The following is a 20,829-nucleotide window of genomic DNA, read 5'->3' on the forward strand; positions in this document are numbered from 1 at the left end:
TTGGAAGCGCTTTAAAAATGATGGAGTGAGTTGAAGAGGAGAAATCTTGACGTGAGTGCTTTGCGAAAATTTGCACTTTTTTTCCATTCAATGGGTGAATACATGCAGGTTTTGCGCATTTACGTGCCGGGGTCTGTTACTACATTTACCAGTATTCCATAATGCTGAAAATGAGAAATATAGATAAAAAAACCGGAATGTGGGGAACCACATTCCGGTTTCATTTTGTAAAGAAATCCTACTTACGCTTCTGTTCTAATTATTTGTTTGATTCAACTTCATGAACTTTTTCAAATGAGTCATAACCTGCACGAGTAACTTTTCGAGATCCACCAGTCATCTTGCTGACTAGAATGATTGCAAGTAAGCTCAAGAAGAATCCTGGGATCATTTCATATAAGAATCCGCTTAGGTCGAATACATATACCCAAAGGATAACCGTAATTGTACCAACAAGCATACCTGCAAGAGCTCCCCAACGGTTCATCCCTTTCCAGTATAGACTCAAGAGAATTGCTGGACCGAATGCAGAACCAAATCCTGCCCATGCATTACTAACAAGGTCCAAAATTGAACTATCAGAATTAAGTGATAGTGAAACAGCGACAATTGCAACCAAAAGCACAGACACGCGTCCGACGAATACTAGCTCTTTATCTGAAGCCTTACGTTTCAAGAACGTGTTATAAAAATCTTCTGTCAACGCACTTGATGTTACAAGAAGCTGTGAAGAAATCGTGCTCATAATTGCTGCTAAGATGGCAGCTAATAAGAACCCAGAAATCATTGGGTGGAACAGTACTTGAGAAAAGAACACGAAGATTGTTTCTGGATCCGCTAGCTCTTCTCCTTTAGTCGTTACATAAGCTAATCCAGTTAATCCAGTAAATACAGCACCAATGACGCCTATAACCATCCAACTTATACCGATACGACGAGCTGTTTTTAATGCTTTTACATCGCGAATCGCCATAAAACGTACGATGATATGAGGTTGTCCAAAGTAACCAAGTCCCCATGCCATTAATCCAAGAAATCCTAAAACGGTTGTTCCTTCAAAGAACGATGTTAAGGTAGGATCGATACTGTTTAGTGTATCGAATGTTGGACCAACCCCACCAAGTTCGATAAATGCAACAATAGGTACAAGAATCAGTGCAACAAACATGATACACCCTTGAACAAAGTCAGTCATACTTACAGCTAAGAATCCACCAAAAAGTGTGTAAGCAAGTACTACACCTGCTGTAACAATTAATCCAGTGAAGTAATCAAAACCGAAAGCACTTTCAAATAATACGCCGCCTGCTACCATTCCTGATGAAGTATAGACGGTAAAGAAGATAATAATTACAATTGCAGATACAAAACGTAAAATTTTCGTGTTATCTACGAAACGGTTTTCAAAATAATCCGGAATTGTAATTGAATCATTTGCCACTTCTGTGTATGTACGTAAACGAGGTGCGACAAAAACATAACTTAAATAAGCCCCGATTGATAAACCAACCGCTATCCACATGCCCGATAGACCGGAAACATAGATCGAGCCTGGTAAACCAAGTAACATCCAACCACTCATATCAGATGCTCCTGCTGACAATGCTGTAACGGCAGGGCCTAACTTTCTACCTCCCAACATGTATTCTGACAAGTCGCCAGTAGATTTTTTGTAGGCATACAAACCAATACCAAGCATAACTACAAAATAAATAGCGAGTGAAAGGTAAATTTCAAATCCTATTTCACCGGTTCCCACCAAATCTCCCCTTCGAAAAATGAATTTTTTTGTCTAAGATCCTTAAAAGATACTTATAGTTGAATAACCTATCAAATAAAGAACCTTAATTCAAGTGAGTTTAACTAAGAAGCGGATAGTGAATTAGTCTTAAGTCCCTATAACAATAGGGTTCAGGAGACTTTCATAAAAAAAAAAAAATAATAATATTCTGAATATTTAAATGCGATATTTGTCATATTTTTGGGGAAGTTTGTAAGTGTTGGGGAGTTAGAAAAACATTTTTAAGTACAGAGAAACAACATGACTATTTACATAAAATAGGTAAAGAATTTAAATTGTATTTTTTAGATGGAAAAACGTTAAAAGGGAAACTGTTAAAGGTGTTAAATACGAAATCATTTTGGAAGTGGAAACTATTCAAGGTGAGATAAAAGAAGCTTCAGTGTTTAAAGGTGCGATTAAATACATTACTTGAGTTATAGCATGGAAATTGTTTCGTTTGATATAATGGAAGCGCAATCAAATAGCGATATTGTGATTACTAGATTTGCACAAAGGGGAATGTATCAAATGAAATCTTTTAGAAAAATTGAAGTGTTAGAATCAAAAGGTCTTGTTATTGACGACGAACTTAAAAAACAAGCTGAAGATTACGGTTTTATACTCAAGTATAGAGCACCTGCTTCATTATCGTGGTCTTGGCAATGAGCCAATTAAAACTTATGATCGTAGCATTTATTACAATGCTTGTGGTTTTTCTGATTATAGAATGGCTATTTCCAACAGAAATAACTTTTCGTTATGTATTTAGTTACATTATGATGTTTTTTGCATTGTCTCTTGGAAACTATATTGGTCAGAAGAGACGAAAGAAATCTTAAAATTGTGTAAGATTAGTATTGTGGCGAAAAAGAGTGACCCCCCTTGGGTTTGCTTTTTTTCGTTAATCGCTCATTTTCTAATCGAGATTAGAATGCCTTAAGGTGTGTTTGTTACCTATAAGGGGTAAACATAAGGGGAACAACCTAAAAAGGGCTATATGAGCCTTATATGGCGTCTGTCAATGGTGAATGTCTGACTGAAGGGGTAACGGAGGGGGATTTAAGGAGTGGATTGACTCACTAGACCCCGAACCCTCTTATGGAATAACGTAAACAGATTGCAGCTGAAAAGAAGCGTGGGTTATTGTCGTGGTTGTTTGGTGTGAGGTATGGATGTAAATAAGGGTTATAAATATTTAGCGGGGTGCTTTTTATGAATGAAATTGATTACTCTTTGTGGTTATCTGCTGGTGCGGTTGCTCTATCTGCATTTACATTTTACGAGAAACTGTATAAATCTAGAGCAGTTATTAAAATAGCAGAAAGTAGTTCGAAGCTTTTTTATTCAAAACTAGAACCTACGGAGGGCGATCCGTATTATTTATTGATGAGCACGACAATCATTAATAAAAGTAGTGAGCCTATCTCTATTCATCGTTTTGAATTTCTCAGCAATGAAACTGGACTTCTAGTACATGACCCTTTTTATTCTGTGGAAGATGAATACACTTTAGGAAATGGTATATATGTGGAAGTTTCAACAAACCAGCATATTCTACCAGTAAAGACCTTGAAGCCATATGAATCTATCACAGGAATCATTGCTTTTCATCACTATGGCGCCAATAGTTACGGGGTCATTGAAGAAGGAATAATAAAAGGTAAATTAACTCTACGTACTTCTAGAAAATCATTTTCTAAAAATATTAACGTAGCATCGGAAGGTTTTATAGACATTTGAAAACCGGGCTATACATACTTGTCGATAATAAATCGTGTAGTGGTTACTCATGGGAATTTACGTAATATCCATTATGTCGCTTAACTACACTAAAGTGCGTCCCTGCATAAAAGGCTTTTTACGGTTCTCATTAATTACGTCCATTCATTTTTTTATGCAGCCTCTATAAAGAAACAATCAAACACCGTCAAATCAACGTTTACCATTCATTACCTTTGATATAAATCTGCATAAAATACTGTATATTTTTTGTCAAGATACAACAAAAAAGCCATGAAGGAATGATCCTACACGACTTATTGCGCTTTAAATTTGTGAGAATAAAATTGATAATTGATCAAACTAACTGCATTGAAACTTATAGCCCCATGAACTCTATAATCACAGAATTGTTCAAGTTTCACAACATTTTCTCTTTTAGTTACTTCTCTATTTACTGCATTCACGTTTATGTTCATGCTCTTGTTATTTGGATCCATCATCATTTCAACCATTTTGTCTACAAGATCATTGTGCTTTAAACTTTCATACCCAATATGCTACATTTTTGATTGAGATAGAATTGATCTTGCTGCTCCGTAGACTAGTAGGGCATAGATACTTGATAATACGCCTTCCAACCAGCATCTCCATCATTATTTGCATAAGGTGACATAATTAGAGTAGCCATTCTCATATTTCCTTGTAAATCAATATAACTTAAATCATATGCCATTTGATTTAAATAAATAGGTGGTGCCTCTTCCACTCTGTACCGTTCTGATCCAGAAAGGAAATGAAAACCATCATGCATAGTAAACGATCTTTGGTTAAGGCTAAGAATTTCGATTCCATCACCATGATTAAAAATGGTTGATGTAAAATTCATATCCGCTACATGGGCAAATTGATTTATAGAAGTCGTTTGGTATTCAACGTTAAACTGAAACATATTAGGTACTAATTCATCTACTTCTACTATCAGTTTTCCTAATCCCATAGGAGCTTCCATCTCAAAGACACCTTCACTCATTTCATACTCATACATAGTCAGCCACCAGTCAGCAAAAGGAGTATTTTGTTGGTTCATAAATGGAGATCCATCTTTTTCTAATTGCTCATCCATTTCACCTGTACTAGCTGAAGCATCCACTGGTAGATAAAAACCAAATACGAGAACAGCAAACAAAAACACCTTACTAATCATCTTCATTCAAAAAACCTCCTATACTTATTTGTATCAATTTACAATACTATCATGTTGCTAGATAAGAATGTAAGCGCTTTAATAAAAGGAGTAAAAACAACAGAACGTGAAATGCGGGTGAAATTTTTATTATTTTACATAATAAAACCGACTACACCTTAAATATGTAGCCGGTTGGCTGTCAATCTATTCAAGAAAATCCAAGTATTTTTCAATCTCTTGTTGTGCTAATTCTAACTCATCAAAAAAATCTTTCTCGTATTCTTCTAATTCCCGCTCAAACTCATCTATATCAATATGATTAGGATCAATTTCATCTACATCTATTTTATGAAAATAGTGAATAGCAATTTTGTTCAAATGTAGTGCGGCAGATGCTAATGGTCCAGTTATATACGGGCTGTTTTCTTTATAACCCTCGTAATCAAATTCGGTCAATTGTTCCATATTACCGTGTATAAACATCATTTCAAAAAAATCAATGTCAAGACCAAACATATTATGTTCGGGTTCTTTACCCGCTTCAATTGCCTCATAGTCTTCTCTTAAAAAATTTTCAATAGCAATCAATGAATCATAAATTTCTTGCGGTGATTTCGGTTCTCTTTCCTCTTCTTCTTTGGACTCATTTCCCTCTGTTGCGTCTTCTGTGGCCTCTGTGGATGTGACTGTTTCTTTTACTCCACATGCAGCGAGTAATAAAATTAATGCTGTAAACAATATCGTCATCTTTTTCATGATGGTAGATCCTCCTTCGTTAGCCACTCTTTTGTTCTATTTTGTCCTGTTTCAAATGCTTCTTTAGCCACTTCAAAGGATACGTTAAACTTTTCAGCAACTAATTCTGTTCGCTCGTCATCGTCTAGATCATCGTAATCCTCATGGTAAGCCAACTCCCACCAATAGAAAAACATTTCAAATTGTTCTTCTGTCGGATAGGTGTCTTTATTCATTGCGACCTGACTTGTGCCAGCCGCTCCGTAATCGTATTCAAATTTTCCATCTTCGTAAACGGTTCGCCCCATTGAGTAGCCACCCGCATCATATTGCCTTTCATCATCGATAAAGAATATAAATGTTTTATTTTTCGATCCTTCATTTACGAGTTTTTCAGAAATTAATTGCATTCCCTCTTCGTCGATTGAAAAAATATCGTTTGGAATGATCCAGTAGTTATGAAATCCATTTGGCAGAACTTCATGTTCAACCACCGGATAGCCCGGAACGTCTTTATTTTGCTCTGTGTCGTCTTTTTCTTCTTCTTTGGACTCAATACCTTCTGAATCGTCTACGACCTTTGTAGAGACTTCTGTATCTTCTGTCGGCATCATGACCGAACCCGCTACAAGCAAAACGGAACCGATGACCAATTTTTTAAGCGTAGCCTTTGATACTTTCGTCCCTTCTGCTTTTCTTTTCCTCCAATCAATAAATACAAAGATTAGTAATCCTAACCCTATAATTGCTAGTGTTGATGCTAAAAGTTCCATGCTGTTAGTTCCTCCTGCTGTGTTGTGTTCTTGTCAAAACTTTATTAATTTGACGTTGAACGCAGAAGAATAGCAGTTTCATATTCTTTTGTAAAATGTTGTTTTTTTCTGATGATTTTATTAACAAGAAACGCCCTGCTGCATCCACACGGACACCGGCAAGGCGTTTTTAGTGAACATCAGCCATGTATTGGTTACTCATGGGAGCGTCCATTCCGGTCAATCAATCATCATTTAGGCTCTAGCCAATTGTAAAATTGGACCTTTTTAACCAATGGTCTATTTAGTTCACGTTCACGTATAGTATTGCTTTTACAACACTACCTATACTTTTATCGGTTTAGGAATATACTTAGTGCAATAAACTGCATTATTTTCGACATTGATCTAAATGTTATTTATAATAATAATTATTATTTGATTGAAGAGGTGACAAGATGGCTGAAGGAAAAAAGAACGTCGATGACTATTTGCAAGAGGGTATTTATGGAGCGAAAGATACGTTGCCTGATGAACGAAGAATGTACCTCGGTACCATTCGAGAGCGTATTGAACTCGTACTGTTACAAAATCAATTACGTGAAGATGAGTTATATCCTGAGGTGGAGCAAGCAATTAAGGCTTACCCGGATATTCATTTATATCTAAATGGCAACATGGCTTATCGATTTTTATCAAAATACATTCAGCTTGCGTCAAACACAAATGCTTCTTATACAGTTGTTACAAACAAAGAGCATAACTCGCCGTACGGTTTAGTAGCAGCCCATGGTGCAGCCGTTGAGAGAGAAGAAATTGACATTCAAAAAAGAACTTCAAAGGACGATAAGAATAAATCAAAGGGATCTTTTTTCAGTAAGTTATTTGGGGAAAATAAATAATAAAAACAACTGTGGCTGCCGAGAAATTATCGGTAGCCAAATTTTTTTCTTCTATTGAAAAAGGGCGAGATTCTGTTCCATTCATACTATCGAATCTTTGCATGATTGAAAGGTTTCCACAGCTCTATCCTTTGTTAGCCCTAAAAATAGCGAACATCTCGACTTCTATTTGCCTTATAAAGCGCCTTTTTGGTATGATAAACAGTATTGTGAGTGTTCGAACATAAGCGGAGGTGACTGACACAATGACGAAAATTACAACAGATGAAGTAAAGCACGTAGCACATTTGGCTCGGCTATCCATTACAGAGCAAGAAGCAGAAAAATTTGCTGATCAATTAGGTGCCATCATCACCTTTGCAGAGCAGCTTAATGAACTAGATACAACGAACGTTGAACCAACAACTCATGTACTAGATATGAAAAATATTATGCGTGAAGACAAATCAATCGAGGGACTTCCTCGTGAAGATGTATTAAAAAATGCTCCAGACCATCAAGATGGCCAAGTTAAAGTGCCAACAATTTTAGAATAAGGAGGGACAGCGATGTCTTTATTTGATCATAAGCTAGCAGATCTTCAAGCGCTTCTACATAAAAAAGAAATCACTGTTACAGACCTTGTTAGACAATCTTACAAGCGTATTGCTGAAGTGGATGACAAAGTTCAAGCGTTCTTAACACTAGATGAAGAACGTGCATTAGCTCAAGCTGAAAAGCTACAATCTAAGGTTTCATCAAGCGATAATGGTCTTTTGTTTGGTATGCCGATTGGTGTAAAAGATAACATTGTCACAAAAAACTTACGCACAACTGCAGCGAGTAAAATTCTTGGCAACTTCGATCCGATCTATGATGCAACCGTCGTGAACAAGCTACAAGCGGCTGACGCAATTACAATCGGTAAGTTAAACATGGATGAATTTGCAATGGGATCTTCAAATGAAAATTCTCATTTCGCGAAAACAAAAAATCCATGGAATCTAGAAACGGTTCCAGGTGGATCATCAGGTGCTTCTGCAGCATCTGTAGCAGCGGGAGAAGTTTTGTTTTCACTTGGATCAGATACAGGTGGTTCAATCCGTCAACCAGCATCTTTTTGTGGAGTCGTTGGATTAAAACCAACTTACGGTCGTGTTTCTCGTTTCGGCTTGATCGCATTTGCATCATCACTTGATCAAATTGGTCCAATCACACGAAACGTTGAAGATAATGCTTATTTATTACAAGCGATTGCTGGACTAGATCCAAACGATTCGACGTCAGCAAACGTTTCTGTGCCTGATTATAAAGCTGCACTTACAGGTGACATTAAAGGATTAAAAATTGCTGTGCCGAAAGAATACCTAGGCGAGGGTGTAAGTGAAGAAGTACGCCAATCGGTCCGTGAAGCTTTGAAGGTTCTTGAAGGACTTGGCGCAACGGTTGATGAAGTATCACTTCCTCACTCGAAATACGGTGTAGCAACGTATTACTTGCTTTCTTCATCTGAAGCATCAGCGAACCTGGCACGCTTTGACGGTATTCGTTATGGCTATCGTGCTGAAAATACAGAAAATCTTGTTGATCTTTATAAAAAAACACGTGCTGAAGGCTTTGGCGATGAAGTAAAACGTCGTATCATGCTTGGTACGTATGCACTTAGCTCTGGTTATTACGATGCGTATTACAAAAAAGCACAACAAGTACGTACGCTAATCAAAAAAGATTTCGATGATATTTTCGAACAATATGACGTTGTAGTTGGACCGACAACACCAACACCTGCATTTAAAATTGGTGAAAAAATCGATGATCCACTGACGATGTATGCAAATGACATTTTGACCATCCCAGTAAACTTAGCAGGCGTACCTGGAATCTCCGTACCAGCTGGATTCTCAAATGGTTTACCACTAGGCTTACAAATTATCGGAAAACATTTTGATGAAAGTACCGTTTACCGTGTTGCTCATGCTTTTGAGCAAGCGACAGATCACCATAAACAAGGACCAGGACTGTAGGAGGGAGAACAAACATGACGAACTTTGAAACGATCATTGGGCTTGAAGTCCACGTAGAACTTAAAACAGATTCGAAAATGTTCTCTCCTGCACCTGCTCACTTTGGTGCGGAGCCGAACACAAACACGAATGTTATTGACCTAGGATATCCTGGCGTTCTACCTGTAATCAACAAGCGTGCAGTGGAATGGGGAATGAAAGCAGCACTGGCACTAAACTGTGAAATTGCCGATCATACGAAATTTGATCGCAAAAACTATTTTTACCCGGATAATCCAAAAGCCTACCAAATATCCCAATTTGATCAGCCAATCGGTGAGCACGGTTGGATTGAAATTGAAGTGGATGGCTACAAGAAAAAAATCGGGATTACACGTCTCCATTTAGAAGAGGATGCAGGTAAATTAACACACACAGATAAGGGCTATTCTCTTGTCGACTATAACCGTCAAGGAACACCACTTATTGAAATTGTGTCAGAACCAGACCTTCGTACTCCAGCGGAAGCCTATGCCTATTTGGAAAAAATCAAATCGATTATCCAATACACAGGTGTCTCCGATTGTAAAATGGAAGAAGGCTCACTTCGTTGTGACGCCAACATTTCATTGCGACCAGTTGGTCAAGAACAATTCGGTACAAAGGCAGAGCTTAAGAACTTGAACTCATTTAACTACGTGAAAAAAGGACTTGAGCACGAACAAATTCGTCAAGAACAAGTACTTTTATCTGGAGGAGAAATCCAACAAGAATCACGTCGTTTTGACGAATCAACGGGCAAAACGTTGCTTATGCGTGTAAAAGAAGGCTCAGACGATTACCGTTACTTCCCAGAGCCCGATCTTGTATCCATGTTCATTGATGAAGACTGGAAAGAAAGCGTTCGTGCTTCGATTCCTGAACTTCCAGATGTGCGTAAAAAGCGTTATGTTGAAGAACTTGGACTACCAAGTTACGACGCAATGGTCTTAACACTGACTAAAGAAATGTCTGATTTCTTTGAGTCAACACTTGAGCAAGGTGCTGATGCGAAGCAAGCATCTAACTGGTTGATGGGTGAAGTTTCAGCTTATTTAAATGCAGCACAAAAGGAACTGAAAGATGTAGCTTTGACGCCACAAGGATTGGCAGGTATGATCAAGCTAATCAAAGACGGTACAATCTCATCTAAAATTGCCAAAAAAGTATTCAAAGAGTTGATTGAAAAAGGCGGCGATCCGCAAAAGATCGTAAAAGAAAAAGGCCTCATTCAAATCTCGGACGAAGGCGAATTACTGAAATTCGTTTCGGACGTTCTAGATGCGAATCCACAATCAATTGAAGACTTTAAAAACGGGAAAGATCGCGCAATTGGTTTCCTTGTTGGGCAGATTATGAAAGCATCGAAAGGTCAAGCGAACCCGCCGATGGTGAATAAGATTTTGAATGAAGAGATTCGGAAAAGATAATGAGCAAAAAAACCGCCTTTTCGGCGGTTTTTGCTGTTTTTGGTCACTGGTGTGCTATAGGTGACAATGATTCCTATTGTGGATAATAAACATGGGAAAGTGATGGAAACATGCGCGGAATTCTGATCGAAATCTAATTCTAGCTTACACGCCAATCAAATTAGTAGGAATTAATCTAAACCTATGGCATTCTTAAATAAAATACAATATGAGGTGATCACATGACAACCCTAAACGAGTGGTTTGAAAAAGGTTTAACAACGGAGCAATACATAGATCAAATGTCGACCAATAAAGAAAATATGGCATCCGTATTAAACAAATTTAATTTACCAGAGGATCAAGCATTTTTTGACGAGCTTTCAAAGCGTAATTTGAAAGCGATCGCAATTACAGAAGACTGGTGTGCCGATGCCATGATGAATAATCCGGTGCTTATAAAGCTGGCTGAAAAATCAAATATAAAAGTCCGTTTTATCCAAAGAGATTCAAACCTTGAATTAATGGATCAATATTTAACAAACGGAACAGCACGCTCCATTCCAATCTTTGTTTTTGTAAACGACTTGGGAGAAGAAGTTGGCAAATGGGGTCCGCGCGCAGAAAAAGTTCAAGCATTTGTGGGAGATGCATTCACAAATCTTCCAGCAAAAGAAGATCCTACATTTAAAGAAGAACAGCAATTACTAATTAAAAAACTCACTGATGCCTACAAAGAAAGAGAAGATTTTTGGCTATTTGTTTATGAAGATTTGAAGAAAACGCTCCAATCTTAGCCAGAAATTTCGTTATATAAGTAGAAATAAACGTTAATAAAAGGTATGCTAATGATAAGTCGAGAATCGGCTTATTATTTTTTATGAAAAATCCAGATCATAACTCCTCAAGGTGGGATCAGCCCACTAAAAGAGAGCATACTGAAAAGATTGTAACTTATAAAGAGTAGGATGATTGACAGTGAAAAGAGCGAGAATTATTTATAATCCTACATCTGGTCGAGAGCTGTTTAAGCGTCGTTTACCAGATGTTTTAATGAAACTTGAACAAGCTGGATATGAAGCGTCATGTCACGCTACAACGTGTGAAGGGGACGCAACCAATGCTGCTGCGATTGCAGTCGAACGGGGCTATGATTTAGTCATTGCAGCGGGTGGAGATGGAACACTGAGCGAAGTAGTAAATGGCATGGCTGAAAAGTCGTATCGTCCGAAAATGGGCTTAATTCCGACGGGAACAACCAATGATTTTGCCCGCGCCCTCCATATCCCACGTGACATCGACAAAGCACTGGATATCATTTTACAAGGCGATACCATCCCGGTTGACCTTGGCCGAATGAACGACAAGTACTTTATCAATATTGCAGGCGGCGGTCGTATCACTGAATTAACGTATGAGGTGCCAAGTAGGTTGAAGACGATGCTTGGTCAGCTTGCTTATTATTTAAAAGGAATTGAAATGTTGCCTTCTTTTAAGCCATCTGACGTTCGTATTGAGTATGATGGCAAGGTATTTGAAGGAGAAGTCATGCTCTTTTTAGTTGGCTTAACGAATTCTGTTGGTGGCTTTGAAAAGCTTGCTCCAGACGCGTCCATGAACGATGGATTATTTACGTTAATGTTTTTGAAAAAGACGAACTTGGCAGAGACCATCCGAATTATTTCGCTCGTATTACGAGGAGATCATCTGAATGATCCGCAGCTTGTATATGTGAAAGCGAACCATATTAAAGTGACAGCGAAAGAGAAGGTTCTGCTTAATTTAGACGGAGAATATGGCGGCGTACTGCCAGCAGAATTTCAAAACTTGTATCGCCATTTAAGGTTTTTTGCACCACTGGACCAGCTTCGTGAGCAGGATCGGGTAGAGGAAGAAAAGTTCGTTGGAAATTAGTTTGTCGAATAAAAAGATTGCTCCTAGGTTAGTGAGTAATCTTTTTTTGTGGGGTTTTTTTGAAGCGGGGCGTAGGTCTTAGGATACAATCCGCGGATATTGGCGGTGTAGACTTCGATATCATCCTTGCAAGCTTCGATAACCACGACATAAACTTCGATACCGTATTCACAAACTTCGATAACTACGTATCAAACTTCGATAACAAACCACACAAAAAAGCTAGCAACAAAGCTAGCTTTCGCACAATACTATAACCAATCTACCGCATTATCTTGATTCGCAGCTAAATGAGTCGCCTCGTCAATTGGTGCCCATTGAAACTTAAAATGGAGTCCACCATCTTCCCCATCTCCATCAACAATGTGTTCCCATTCATCAGCTGTATCAGCTGTTACTTCTAAATGAAAGAAGTTCCGCTCATAATATTTCGCTCGATCCTCTGAGTAGTACATGTGTTTGTGAAGCTTTCCTTGAAGGTGAAGTTCCTCTCGCTTTAATCCGCTCTCCTCTTCCACTTCTCTATAAAGAGCGTCAATAAGAAGCTCAGAGTCTTCGACGGTTCCACCTGGTACTTGGAGTCCGGCTTCAGGGTGCTCGCAATGTTTAAAAACAAGCAACTCCTTTTGGTCGTTGTGCTCGCGTGTGATGTACGCCAGCACTTTTCTTTTAACGATTGGTGCATGTCCCATCCGTTGGTCCTCCTTCCGTTAGAATATTTAGAATTAAGAGAATAGTTTCTTTAGTTTACATAGTTCTATTGGATTAATCAACCTTTTTTTAAGAATTATATTGAGTGAATTAGGTTTCCCCGTTTCCATTAAACGTATACTCTACGCTTTCAAATCGCAGAAACGATCATAGTATGCTACAATGAACACCGATATTATGGACGTGATTTTAACGTAAAGGAAGATAAAAATGGCTAAAAAGCACGGGGGAGCACTCCCTGTTAAGAAGAACGATCTGATACAACTAACCATAGAAGATTTAACACATGAAGGGCATGGTGTCGGAAAAGTAGATGGCTATCCATTGTTTATTCCAAACGCATTGCCGGGTGAAAAAATAAATGTAAAAGTAATAAAAACCTCCAAGAATTATGGGTTCGGCCGTTTGATGGAATGGCATGAAAAAAGCCCAAATCGCGTAGAACCACCTTGTCCAGTCTACGATCGCTGCGGCGGTTGCCAACTACAGCATCTAAGCTACGATGGACAGCTTGCAGCAAAACAAAAACAAGTACAAGATGTGATGGCCCGAATCGGTAAGTTGCCTCATGTACCTGTTCACCCAACGATGGGCATGGAAGAACCTTGGCGTTACCGTAACAAAAGTCAAGTTCCACTAGGCATGAGTAACGGCAGCGTAATCGCTGGCTTTTATGCGAAAAGAAGCCATGAAATCGTCGATGTGAATCATTGCATCATTCAAGAAAAAGTAAGTGATGAAGTCATGTCACTTGTTAAACAAAAAGCGAATGAACTTGGCATTCAGCCATATGATGAAACTCACCATAAAGGTGTGTTGCGTCATGTCGTTATTCGCTACGGACGTACAACAGGCGAAGTGATGGTTATCCTTGTTACTCGAACGAATGACGTACCACATATGATGGAGTTAATCGACGTTCTTAAAGAAAACATTAAAGGCTTAACATCCATCATTCACAATGTTAATAAACAGAAAACAAATGTGATTATGGGTGAGAAGACTACGACTTTGTGGGGAAGAGATGTCATTTATGATTCAATCGGCGACATTCGCTTCGCTATTTCCGCAAGAAGCTTTTATCAAGTGAACCCAGTGCAAACAGAAGTCCTTTATAAAAAAGCGCTGGAATATACACAACTAACAGGAGAAGAATCAGTCGTAGACGCCTATTGTGGCATCGGCACCATCTCACTTTTCCTCGCCCAAAAAGCCAAGAAAGTATATGGCGTTGAAATTGTAGAGCAAGCAATAGAAGACGCGAAGCAAAATGCCGAATTAAATGGCATCGATAACGCTGAATTCGAAGCGGGACCAGCAGAAGTCGTCATCCCTAAATGGCACAAAGAAGGCAAAAAAGCAGACGTCATCGTCGTCGACCCACCACGAAAAGGCTGTGACGAAGCCCTGTTGGCTACAATTCTAGCCATGAAACCAAAGCGAGTAGTATATGTATCATGCAACCCTGGAACGTTGGCACGTGACTTGCGTGTGCTTGAAGAAGGTGGGTATGAAACGGTTGAAGTTCAGCCAGTGGATATGTTTCCGCAGACGAGTCACGTGGAGTGTGTGGCGCAGATCGTTTTAAAAAATGATTGATGGGATTAATGCCTCTCAAAAATTAAAATTTAGGAACTTATTATTATGTTCTATGATGGAGTAGAACTTTACCTATGATCTTTAAATCTCTAGTTGTGTCGAAAGAGTACTCCTTACTCCCGCACAAAGATTAGTCATCATGAAGTCTGACATTAAAAGTCAGGCTTCTTTTTTATATCCATTAACTCCTATGACATCAAATCTAACCTGTAACCTCCTACATCAATAATTGTAACTGTGAAACGTCTATACAAATAAATGTGACCGTGAACAAGGGATTCTATTGATACATGTAGAATACTTGCTATAAGAATATATGGTGAAAGGATGCGTGATCAATGAACGAAAAGAACAAGTGGTATAATGTTTTGGAAGCTGAAAAGGAAACCAAGATCCCTGATGCTACGATTCGGAGATACATACGTAACCACGGACACCATTTAAATATAAGAAAACGTGGTAAAAGTTATTTAATTGCTCATGATTCGCTTTCGATCATTAACAAGATACGTGAACTATATGACGATGGAAAACAGTTGCATGACGTTGAAGATACACTCAGAATGATGAACGTTCCTATGAATATGACTGTAGATGATGGTGAAAAAGGTGTGACTGTTACCGTAAGTGAAACCCTGATACAGCTACAAAAAGGCATAACTGAAGCTAATAAGTACATGGCTGAACAAATGGAATTTAATCAGTCATTACTTGAGGCGATTAAAAAGCAACAAGATTACATTGATACGAGAATGAAAGAACGCGATCAAAACCTTATGCAATCACTAAAAGAATCAACGGAAGCACGAAAAGAGATTGCTTCAGCTAGTGAAGAAAAGAAAGGTAGTATTTGGTCGCGAATGTTTAACAGACGATAATGACTGTTTAGAAGTAGAGGAACGGAAATTTTTCATTAAAAAGCAAGCTATATATTAAGAGGACCTCTAAGCCGTGGGTACATTCCTACGGTTTTTATTTTATTATTTCTAAGCTTATAAACCACTACCTGATCTCGGTGTTCGTTAAGATAATGATTACTTTTCATATTTCAACGAACGACTGAACCTTAATCAAGGCCACTTCGTTAAACTAATCGTTAATTATGTAGTTGTTTCAAGATAATATGGATGATGCAAGACATATCATAGGGATTAATGACGAAATCAATAAGAATTTGGAAGAGATCGCCGAGACTTAGTTATTAGCTATTAAATACCAATTTAGTAAATGTCGAAAATGCACCTGTTAATTAACTAAATATGGAATAATTCGTCATACTGCTGTCATATTTGTAAAAGGTTTTGCTGTCTAAAAACTTGTCAACACTAAAATAGCAGTAATAATATGAAAAGACTAATAAAACTACTAAATAATCATGTATTATCCTATATAGGAAAAATAATGGTAAACCCATTGAAGTCAATGGGTTTGCCATTTAATTTTGTCTAAATCTAACAATCTTACTGTGATAGAAACGAAGGTTGCACTTTATCCATTTTTAACCACGTTTATGACAAAAAAAGAATGATAGGATGAGTGTGTCGAAGAGACAACAACTAACGAGGAGGAGTTAACATGAAAGGTAAATCACTTATTATTTCAGGAGCTGTGGCGATTGCACTTCTAGTCGCTCCAACAACAACTCAAGGAGCAACTCCAGATTCTAAAAAAGAGATTCAAAAGCAGCAAGACATAGAATGGATGATTAAATGTCTTGATGAGAATAATCTATCTTTACAAGGATCTAAACTTAATAGTGAGGAAATTTTAGCTCAATTTAAAAAAGGGAACATCGATCTTTCTACTATAAAAGAAAACAAAGCTCAAGCAACACCTCAAAAACAAGAGCAACCAGTTGAAAAACCACAAGTAGAAAAGCCTGAATCACAAGATGTCGCTCAACCATCAAAGGAACAAGAAGCAACACCTAACAAATCAAATGAACAAGAAGATGCATCAGACGTATCAAGCTTTGAACAACAAGTAGTTGACTTGACGAATGCTGAAAGAAGTAAAGAAGGTTTAGCACCACTTCAACTAGATGTTGAATTAAGCAAAGTGGCAAAAGACAAATCAAAAGATATGCAACAAAATCAATATTTCGATCATAATAGTCCAACTCACGGTTCCCCATTTGATATGATGAAAGAATACGGAGTAAGTTACAAAAGCGCTGGAGAAAACATTGCTATGGGACAAGGTTCACCAGAAGAAGTTGTTCAAGCATGGATGAACAGTGAAGGACACCGTAAAAACATCATGAGTTCATCGTACACTCATATTGGTGTCGGCCATATTAAAGAAGGAAACTACTGGACACAAATGTTCATTGAAAAGTAATTTAAACAATAGAAGCTAGTCGCAAATGCGACTAGCTTTTTTTGGTGCGCTAAGTATGTTCATCAACTTACATCTTTTGGATACCTTTTACCTTTACAAGAAGATATGATTAGATTAGAAAATAGAAATAATACGTTGCTTGTGTAACCATCAAAAGGTTATAACCAACTGTAAACAGAAACAGAAAGTAATTACATAATAAGTTTTGGAAACCTTTTAAGAATAGGGGCGTATATAATGACAGTTGAAAAAGTATATAACAAACTAGTAAGAGATAACATACCGCAAATTGTTAGACAGAACAAGAGCCAATTACTTACGTAGCTACGGAAGAAGAAGTTAAGCCTATGTTATTGCATAAATTAATAGAGGAATTAGAAGAATTTAAAGCTACGCCTAACGAAGAAGAGTTAGCTGATATACTGGAAGTTATTGATGGGATAGTACACGCATACAATTTTGACATGGATAAAATATTAGCGTTAAAAGCTCAAAAAAAAGAAGAGCGTGGTGGATTTATAGAACGTATTCTTTTAGAAAAGGTAATACAAAAATGAGGGGAATAAGCGATTAGATGAGACAATTTTAATTAAATGACATAGCCTTTGAAGGGCTAAGGTTCATTTTAACCTCGTAGTTAAATTTTAATAAAGGGAGATGATGAACATCAGAACTGGAAATCCAACATTAAAAAACACCACCTTTGACCGTTTTCGTGGACAAGGGTTAGAAAACGGTATGACGATTCAAGGTACAGTGAATAAAACCTTGCTGCTTTTATTATTTTTGATGATAACGAGCATCTATTCATGGAACACTTTTTCCGCTAATCCAAGCGGTGCTTCTCTATTAATGATCGGAGGCGCTATTGGTGGGTTTGTTGTCGGATTAGTTACCATTTTTATTCCGAAAATTTCACCTATCACCGCTCCTATTTATGCGTTGCTACAAGGGTGTTTTATTGGGGCTATTTCAGCCTACTATAACACCGAGTTTGAGGGGATTGTTATCCAAGCCATCTTACTTACCTTTGGTACACTGTTTAGCTTATTGCTTGCCTATAAATCAGGATGGATCAAGGTCACACAAAAATTCAGACTCGGGATCTTCGCCGCAACTGGTGCAATCTTTGTCGTTTATTTAATCTCATTTATTGGTCGTTTTTTTGGTTTTACAGTCCCTCATCTTCATGAGGCAACGCCCATCGGTATTTTAATTAGTGTAGTGATTGTTATCATTGCTGCGCTAAATTTGGTGTTGGATTTTGATTACATTGACACGGGAGCCAAACAAAACGTGCCGAAATATTTTGAGTGGTATGCGGGATTTGGGTTAATGGTGACCCTCATTTGGTTATACATTGAAATCCTTCGTTTGTTAGCAAAAATACGAAGTAGAAAATAATTTTAAGTTAAAAGATAGCAGAAGGAGATGTATGGATGAAGTTTGGAATGCGGAAGCCAAGCTTGAAAAAGAGAGTTTCGGCTAGAACGAGTATAAAGCGACAAGTCGTTCATCGAGCTGGTTTGAAGATGCCAAGAGGGTACGGATGGGTTAGAAATCCTAAAAAGTATGCCCACAACAAAGTGTATCAGAAAACAACGTTTGATATTTTTAAGCTAATTAAAAAGTTGTTTAAATAATATACAACATCAAATGAACCTTGCACGCTAAAAGGATTTCCTGAGAATAGGGGAGACTTTCTCTAGTCTAAGAGTTAGCTCTTGTCGACTAAGGAAGGTACTCCTTTTTTAGTTTTAGGCACCATGTGGATTAGATGTATGAAACTTATGTTAAAGTGTAGATATGTTAATAATTAAGGTTTGATTAGGTAAATAGGAGAGAGCGAGATGGATGAAAAACAGTATAAACTACTAACCATATGTTTAAATGAGCCTCATAAAAAATTTTCCACACTTGAACTTTCAGAAGAACTTGACTGCTCTGAGAAAACAATCCGAAACTACTTTAAACAATTAGATGATTGGATGTCTGAGTACTCAAGCTGTCAGGTTATTCGTAAACCGAATCAAGGGATTTGGATAGAGGGCTCTGTTCAGAATATACAAGCGACGAAAAGATATTTAGAAAAACACCGTCACCTTATTGTAGATCGAGAAAAAAGCAGAACGGATTTAATGAATATCTTGTTTAATGAAACTAAAAAGCAATCAATTAAGGATCTTTCTGAAAGATTATTTAGGAATGCAGAAAGTATAAAAAAAGACATTGGTTCTCTTCAGCAGGAGTTAACCAAATATTATTTAGAAGTAGTCATTCGTCAGAAAGAAGGAATATCCATAGTAGGGAAGGAAGCGGATATTCGTGCTGCTTACGTACATTTCCTAATGGATATTTGGCATTCCGGTGGGTTACAATCCATCTTTGTTTTTATTTCTCAAAAGGATTATGAACTTGTATCTCATTATCTTTTGCAGTTACTGAGGGAAGAAAATGCACAGCTAACAGACGAAGCTCAAGTTCAATTCACTTTAATCGTTCTTTATTCTATTAAGCGAATAAAGCAAAGAAAAAGATTATGCTCGTTGTTATATGAACAATCTAGTATGACTTTATCAACGACACGATTCTTTGATCAAATCGAACGGACATTTACGTGTTCTTTAGATCATGAAGAAAGAAAATACTTATACTCTCTATTAACTCGGTCCAGGAAATTAAAAATGTCTAAAGATGATAAGAGCATTTCCGTAGATGCTTATCATTTTACTAAGTGGCTTGTTAAAAGACTTTCAGACCGTTGTCTTATTCCTTATGATCAAGACACACAGTTAATCAATCCTCTCTGTTCGCATATTGAGACAACGTTGACGCAAGGAGATCAATCTGTTTTTTCTTATAACCCGATGAAAGAAAAGGTTAAGAAAGAATACTATTACACATATGATCAAATCTATTCTTTGTTAGAGGAAGAAGCCCCTGAGTATTTAAAGATTTTCACAGATAGTGAAGTGGCTTACCTGACTCTTTATTTCGAATCGTCTTATGAAAGGCTAAGGAAAACAGACGGCAAAAATAAACGAGTTGTATTAGCATGCGCTAGAGGGATGGGAACAAGCATGTTATTGCAAGCCAAATTGGAACGTAAATTTCATTCGCTACAAATTGTAAAAACGACTTCATTTTCACACTTAAGAAAAGTGATAGAAGAAGAAAATCCTGATTATGTTATTTGTACAAAAGAACCAGATAACCTGTCGATTCCTTACATTGTTCTTTCACCAGTTTTAGACAAAGACGAGGAACAAAAACTAATTAATTTTATGGACACTTTCCATGATCAGAAAGTGAAGTACCCTGTGATCAAACGAGTACTTTCATCTAAGACGATTTTTCCACACCAATCATTCTCTAGTCCAATTGAAGCGATAAAATTTGCCTGTAGCGAGTTAGAAAAGAAAAAATTCGTTACTAAAGAATATGTCGAGACTGTTATCCAACGAGAAAAGCTATCCGCCACCACCTTTGAAAATGGTACGATGATTCCTCATGGAAGTGATAAAGAGGTGTTATCCTCTGTCATTTCAATTATTCATCTTTCAAATCCTATACTTTGGAATGATAAAAAGGTAAGTATTTTATTTTTACTTGCTTTAAAGGGAGATGAAATAGAAAGACGTGAGCTGTTTCGAGAGTTGCTGTCAATTTGTGAAGACAAAAAGCTTCTTCAACACATGAGGAACGTAGATAGTGCAAAGGAACTCTTGGACCTTTTGTGATGCGAATGTTTTTGG

At 37.5% G+C, this 20,829-nt stretch carries 20 protein-coding genes; 15 read left to right on the forward strand and 5 right to left on the reverse strand.

Annotation, left to right across the window (positions count from 1 at the left end):
- Positions 1-259 precede the first annotated feature (259 nt).
- The gene (gene putP, locus AB1471_RS08825; protein ID WP_367779517.1) at positions 260-1,744 is read right to left on the reverse strand and encodes a sodium/proline symporter PutP; all 1,485 of its coding nucleotides are present in this window, start codon (positions 1,742-1,744) and stop codon (positions 260-262) included.
- 480 nt (positions 1,745-2,224) lie between these two features.
- On the opposite strand from putP, the gene AB1471_RS08830 reads away from it, so the two are divergent.
- On the forward strand, positions 2,225-2,449 hold the full coding sequence (locus AB1471_RS08830) for a hypothetical protein (RefSeq protein WP_367779393.1): 225 nt from the start codon (positions 2,225-2,227) through the stop codon (positions 2,447-2,449).
- Between the two features lie 546 nt (positions 2,450-2,995).
- Positions 2,996-3,523, forward strand: a complete 528-nt coding sequence (locus AB1471_RS08835; RefSeq protein WP_367779394.1) for a hypothetical protein — start codon at positions 2,996-2,998, stop codon at positions 3,521-3,523.
- A gap of 583 nt (positions 3,524-4,106) precedes the next feature.
- Here AB1471_RS08835 and AB1471_RS08840 read toward each other — a convergent pair.
- The 3 genes from AB1471_RS08840 to AB1471_RS08850 form a co-directional block, all read right to left on the reverse strand.
- The gene (locus AB1471_RS08840) at positions 4,107-4,715 is read right to left on the reverse strand and encodes a hypothetical protein (RefSeq protein WP_367779395.1); all 609 of its coding nucleotides are present in this window, start codon (positions 4,713-4,715) and stop codon (positions 4,107-4,109) included.
- Between the two features lie 180 nt (positions 4,716-4,895).
- Positions 4,896-5,447: a hypothetical protein gene (locus AB1471_RS08845; RefSeq protein ID WP_367779396.1), complete on the reverse strand. Its 552-nt coding sequence runs from the start codon at positions 5,445-5,447 to the stop codon at positions 4,896-4,898.
- Positions 5,444-6,199, reverse strand: coding sequence for a hypothetical protein (locus tag AB1471_RS08850; protein WP_367779397.1), 756 nt, complete (start codon positions 6,197-6,199; stop codon positions 5,444-5,446). Before AB1471_RS08850 ends, AB1471_RS08845 begins: the two co-directional genes overlap by 4 nt.
- Before the next feature lie 437 nt (positions 6,200-6,636).
- Between AB1471_RS08850 and AB1471_RS08855 the strand changes: the two genes are divergently transcribed.
- The 6 genes from AB1471_RS08855 (at position 6,637) to AB1471_RS08880 (ending at position 12,424) form a co-directional block, all read left to right on the forward strand.
- Positions 6,637-7,080 (forward strand): YueI family protein, encoded by a 444-nt coding sequence (locus AB1471_RS08855; protein WP_367779398.1) that lies wholly within the window; start codon positions 6,637-6,639, stop codon positions 7,078-7,080.
- Positions 7,081-7,325: 245 nt separating this feature from the next.
- Positions 7,326-7,616, forward strand: coding sequence for an Asp-tRNA(Asn)/Glu-tRNA(Gln) amidotransferase subunit GatC (gene gatC / locus AB1471_RS08860; RefSeq protein ID WP_367779399.1), 291 nt, complete (start codon positions 7,326-7,328; stop codon positions 7,614-7,616).
- A 12-nt stretch (positions 7,617-7,628) separates the two neighbouring features.
- Positions 7,629-9,083, forward strand: a complete 1,455-nt coding sequence (gene gatA, locus AB1471_RS08865) for an Asp-tRNA(Asn)/Glu-tRNA(Gln) amidotransferase subunit GatA (RefSeq protein WP_367779400.1) — start codon at positions 7,629-7,631, stop codon at positions 9,081-9,083.
- A 14-nt stretch (positions 9,084-9,097) separates the two neighbouring features.
- A complete protein-coding gene (gene gatB, locus AB1471_RS08870) occupies positions 9,098-10,531 on the forward strand; it encodes an Asp-tRNA(Asn)/Glu-tRNA(Gln) amidotransferase subunit GatB (protein ID WP_367779401.1) in 1,434 nt (477 codons plus the stop codon).
- A 221-nt stretch (positions 10,532-10,752) separates the two neighbouring features.
- Positions 10,753-11,307 carry a thioredoxin family protein gene (locus AB1471_RS08875; protein ID WP_367779402.1) on the forward strand — a complete coding sequence of 185 codons (555 nt, stop codon included), beginning with the start codon at positions 10,753-10,755 and terminating at the stop codon, positions 11,305-11,307.
- A 181-nt stretch (positions 11,308-11,488) separates the two neighbouring features.
- Entirely contained in the window at positions 11,489-12,424 is a 936-nt protein-coding gene (locus AB1471_RS08880; RefSeq protein ID WP_367779403.1) for a diacylglycerol kinase, read from the forward strand.
- A 251-nt stretch (positions 12,425-12,675) separates the two neighbouring features.
- Here AB1471_RS08880 and AB1471_RS08885 read toward each other — a convergent pair whose 3' ends face one another.
- Positions 12,676-13,116, reverse strand: a complete 441-nt coding sequence (locus AB1471_RS08885; protein WP_367779404.1) for an NUDIX hydrolase — start codon at positions 13,114-13,116, stop codon at positions 12,676-12,678.
- Between the two features lie 229 nt (positions 13,117-13,345).
- On the opposite strand from AB1471_RS08885, the gene rlmD reads away from it, so the two are divergent.
- The 7 genes from rlmD (at position 13,346) to AB1471_RS08920 (ending at position 20,814) form a co-directional block, all read left to right on the forward strand.
- Positions 13,346-14,734 (forward strand): 23S rRNA (uracil(1939)-C(5))-methyltransferase RlmD, encoded by a 1,389-nt coding sequence (gene rlmD, locus AB1471_RS08890; protein WP_367779405.1) that lies wholly within the window; start codon positions 13,346-13,348, stop codon positions 14,732-14,734.
- A 338-nt stretch (positions 14,735-15,072) separates the two neighbouring features.
- Positions 15,073-15,612 (forward strand): DUF3967 domain-containing protein, encoded by a 540-nt coding sequence (locus tag AB1471_RS08895; RefSeq protein ID WP_367779406.1) that lies wholly within the window; start codon positions 15,073-15,075, stop codon positions 15,610-15,612.
- Positions 15,613-16,309: 697 nt separating this feature from the next.
- Positions 16,310-17,074, forward strand: coding sequence for a CAP domain-containing protein (locus tag AB1471_RS08900; RefSeq protein ID WP_367779407.1), 765 nt, complete (start codon positions 16,310-16,312; stop codon positions 17,072-17,074).
- 347 nt (positions 17,075-17,421) lie between these two features.
- Positions 17,422-17,631, forward strand: coding sequence for a hypothetical protein (locus AB1471_RS08905; protein WP_367779408.1), 210 nt, complete (start codon positions 17,422-17,424; stop codon positions 17,629-17,631).
- A gap of 109 nt (positions 17,632-17,740) precedes the next feature.
- Positions 17,741-18,478, forward strand: coding sequence for a Bax inhibitor-1/YccA family protein (locus AB1471_RS08910; RefSeq protein WP_437342352.1), 738 nt, complete (start codon positions 17,741-17,743; stop codon positions 18,476-18,478).
- A 35-nt stretch (positions 18,479-18,513) separates the two neighbouring features.
- The gene (locus tag AB1471_RS08915) at positions 18,514-18,717 is read left to right on the forward strand and encodes a hypothetical protein (protein WP_367779410.1); all 204 of its coding nucleotides are present in this window, start codon (positions 18,514-18,516) and stop codon (positions 18,715-18,717) included.
- Between the two features lie 207 nt (positions 18,718-18,924).
- Complete coding sequence (locus tag AB1471_RS08920; protein WP_367779411.1) at positions 18,925-20,814, forward strand: BglG family transcription antiterminator; 1,890 nt, start codon at positions 18,925-18,927, stop codon at positions 20,812-20,814.
- Positions 20,815-20,829: the final 15 nt, after the last annotated feature.

The sequence above is a fragment of the Jeotgalibacillus marinus genome (genome assembly GCF_040801915.1).
Lineage (GTDB): Bacteria > Bacillota > Bacilli > Bacillales > Jeotgalibacillaceae > Jeotgalibacillus > Jeotgalibacillus marinus.

What these genes read in the sequence shown, in the direction of transcription:
- AB1471_RS08840 (WP_367779395.1), bottom strand. Translation starts at nt 4,715, where the DNA reads ATGAAGATGATTAGTAAGGTGTTTTTGTTTGCTGTTCTCGTATTTGGT.
- gatC (WP_367779399.1), top strand. Translation starts at nt 7,326, where the DNA reads ATGACGAAAATTACAACAGATGAAGTAAAGCACGTAGCACATTTGGCT.
- AB1471_RS08900 (WP_367779407.1), top strand. Translation starts at nt 16,310, where the DNA reads ATGAAAGGTAAATCACTTATTATTTCAGGAGCTGTGGCGATTGCACTT.
- gatB (WP_367779401.1), top strand. Translation starts at nt 9,098, where the DNA reads ATGACGAACTTTGAAACGATCATTGGGCTTGAAGTCCACGTAGAACTT.
- AB1471_RS08920 (WP_367779411.1), top strand. Translation starts at nt 18,925, where the DNA reads ATGGATGAAAAACAGTATAAACTACTAACCATATGTTTAAATGAGCCT.
- rlmD (WP_367779405.1), top strand. Translation starts at nt 13,346, where the DNA reads ATGGCTAAAAAGCACGGGGGAGCACTCCCTGTTAAGAAGAACGATCTG.
- AB1471_RS08885 (WP_367779404.1), bottom strand. Translation starts at nt 13,116, where the DNA reads ATGGGACATGCACCAATCGTTAAAAGAAAAGTGCTGGCGTACATCACA.
- AB1471_RS08835 (WP_367779394.1), top strand. Translation starts at nt 2,996, where the DNA reads ATGAATGAAATTGATTACTCTTTGTGGTTATCTGCTGGTGCGGTTGCT.
- AB1471_RS08905 (WP_367779408.1), top strand. Translation starts at nt 17,422, where the DNA reads ATGTTATTGCATAAATTAATAGAGGAATTAGAAGAATTTAAAGCTACG.
- AB1471_RS08915 (WP_367779410.1), top strand. Translation starts at nt 18,514, where the DNA reads ATGAAGTTTGGAATGCGGAAGCCAAGCTTGAAAAAGAGAGTTTCGGCT.
- gatA (WP_367779400.1), top strand. Translation starts at nt 7,629, where the DNA reads ATGTCTTTATTTGATCATAAGCTAGCAGATCTTCAAGCGCTTCTACAT.
- AB1471_RS08855 (WP_367779398.1), top strand. Translation starts at nt 6,637, where the DNA reads ATGGCTGAAGGAAAAAAGAACGTCGATGACTATTTGCAAGAGGGTATT.
- AB1471_RS08845 (WP_367779396.1), bottom strand. Translation starts at nt 5,447, where the DNA reads ATGAAAAAGATGACGATATTGTTTACAGCATTAATTTTATTACTCGCT.
- AB1471_RS08875 (WP_367779402.1), top strand. Translation starts at nt 10,753, where the DNA reads ATGACAACCCTAAACGAGTGGTTTGAAAAAGGTTTAACAACGGAGCAA.
- AB1471_RS08895 (WP_367779406.1), top strand. Translation starts at nt 15,073, where the DNA reads ATGAACGAAAAGAACAAGTGGTATAATGTTTTGGAAGCTGAAAAGGAA.
- AB1471_RS08850 (WP_367779397.1), bottom strand. Translation starts at nt 6,199, where the DNA reads ATGGAACTTTTAGCATCAACACTAGCAATTATAGGGTTAGGATTACTA.
- AB1471_RS08830 (WP_367779393.1), top strand. Translation starts at nt 2,225, where the DNA reads ATGGAAATTGTTTCGTTTGATATAATGGAAGCGCAATCAAATAGCGAT.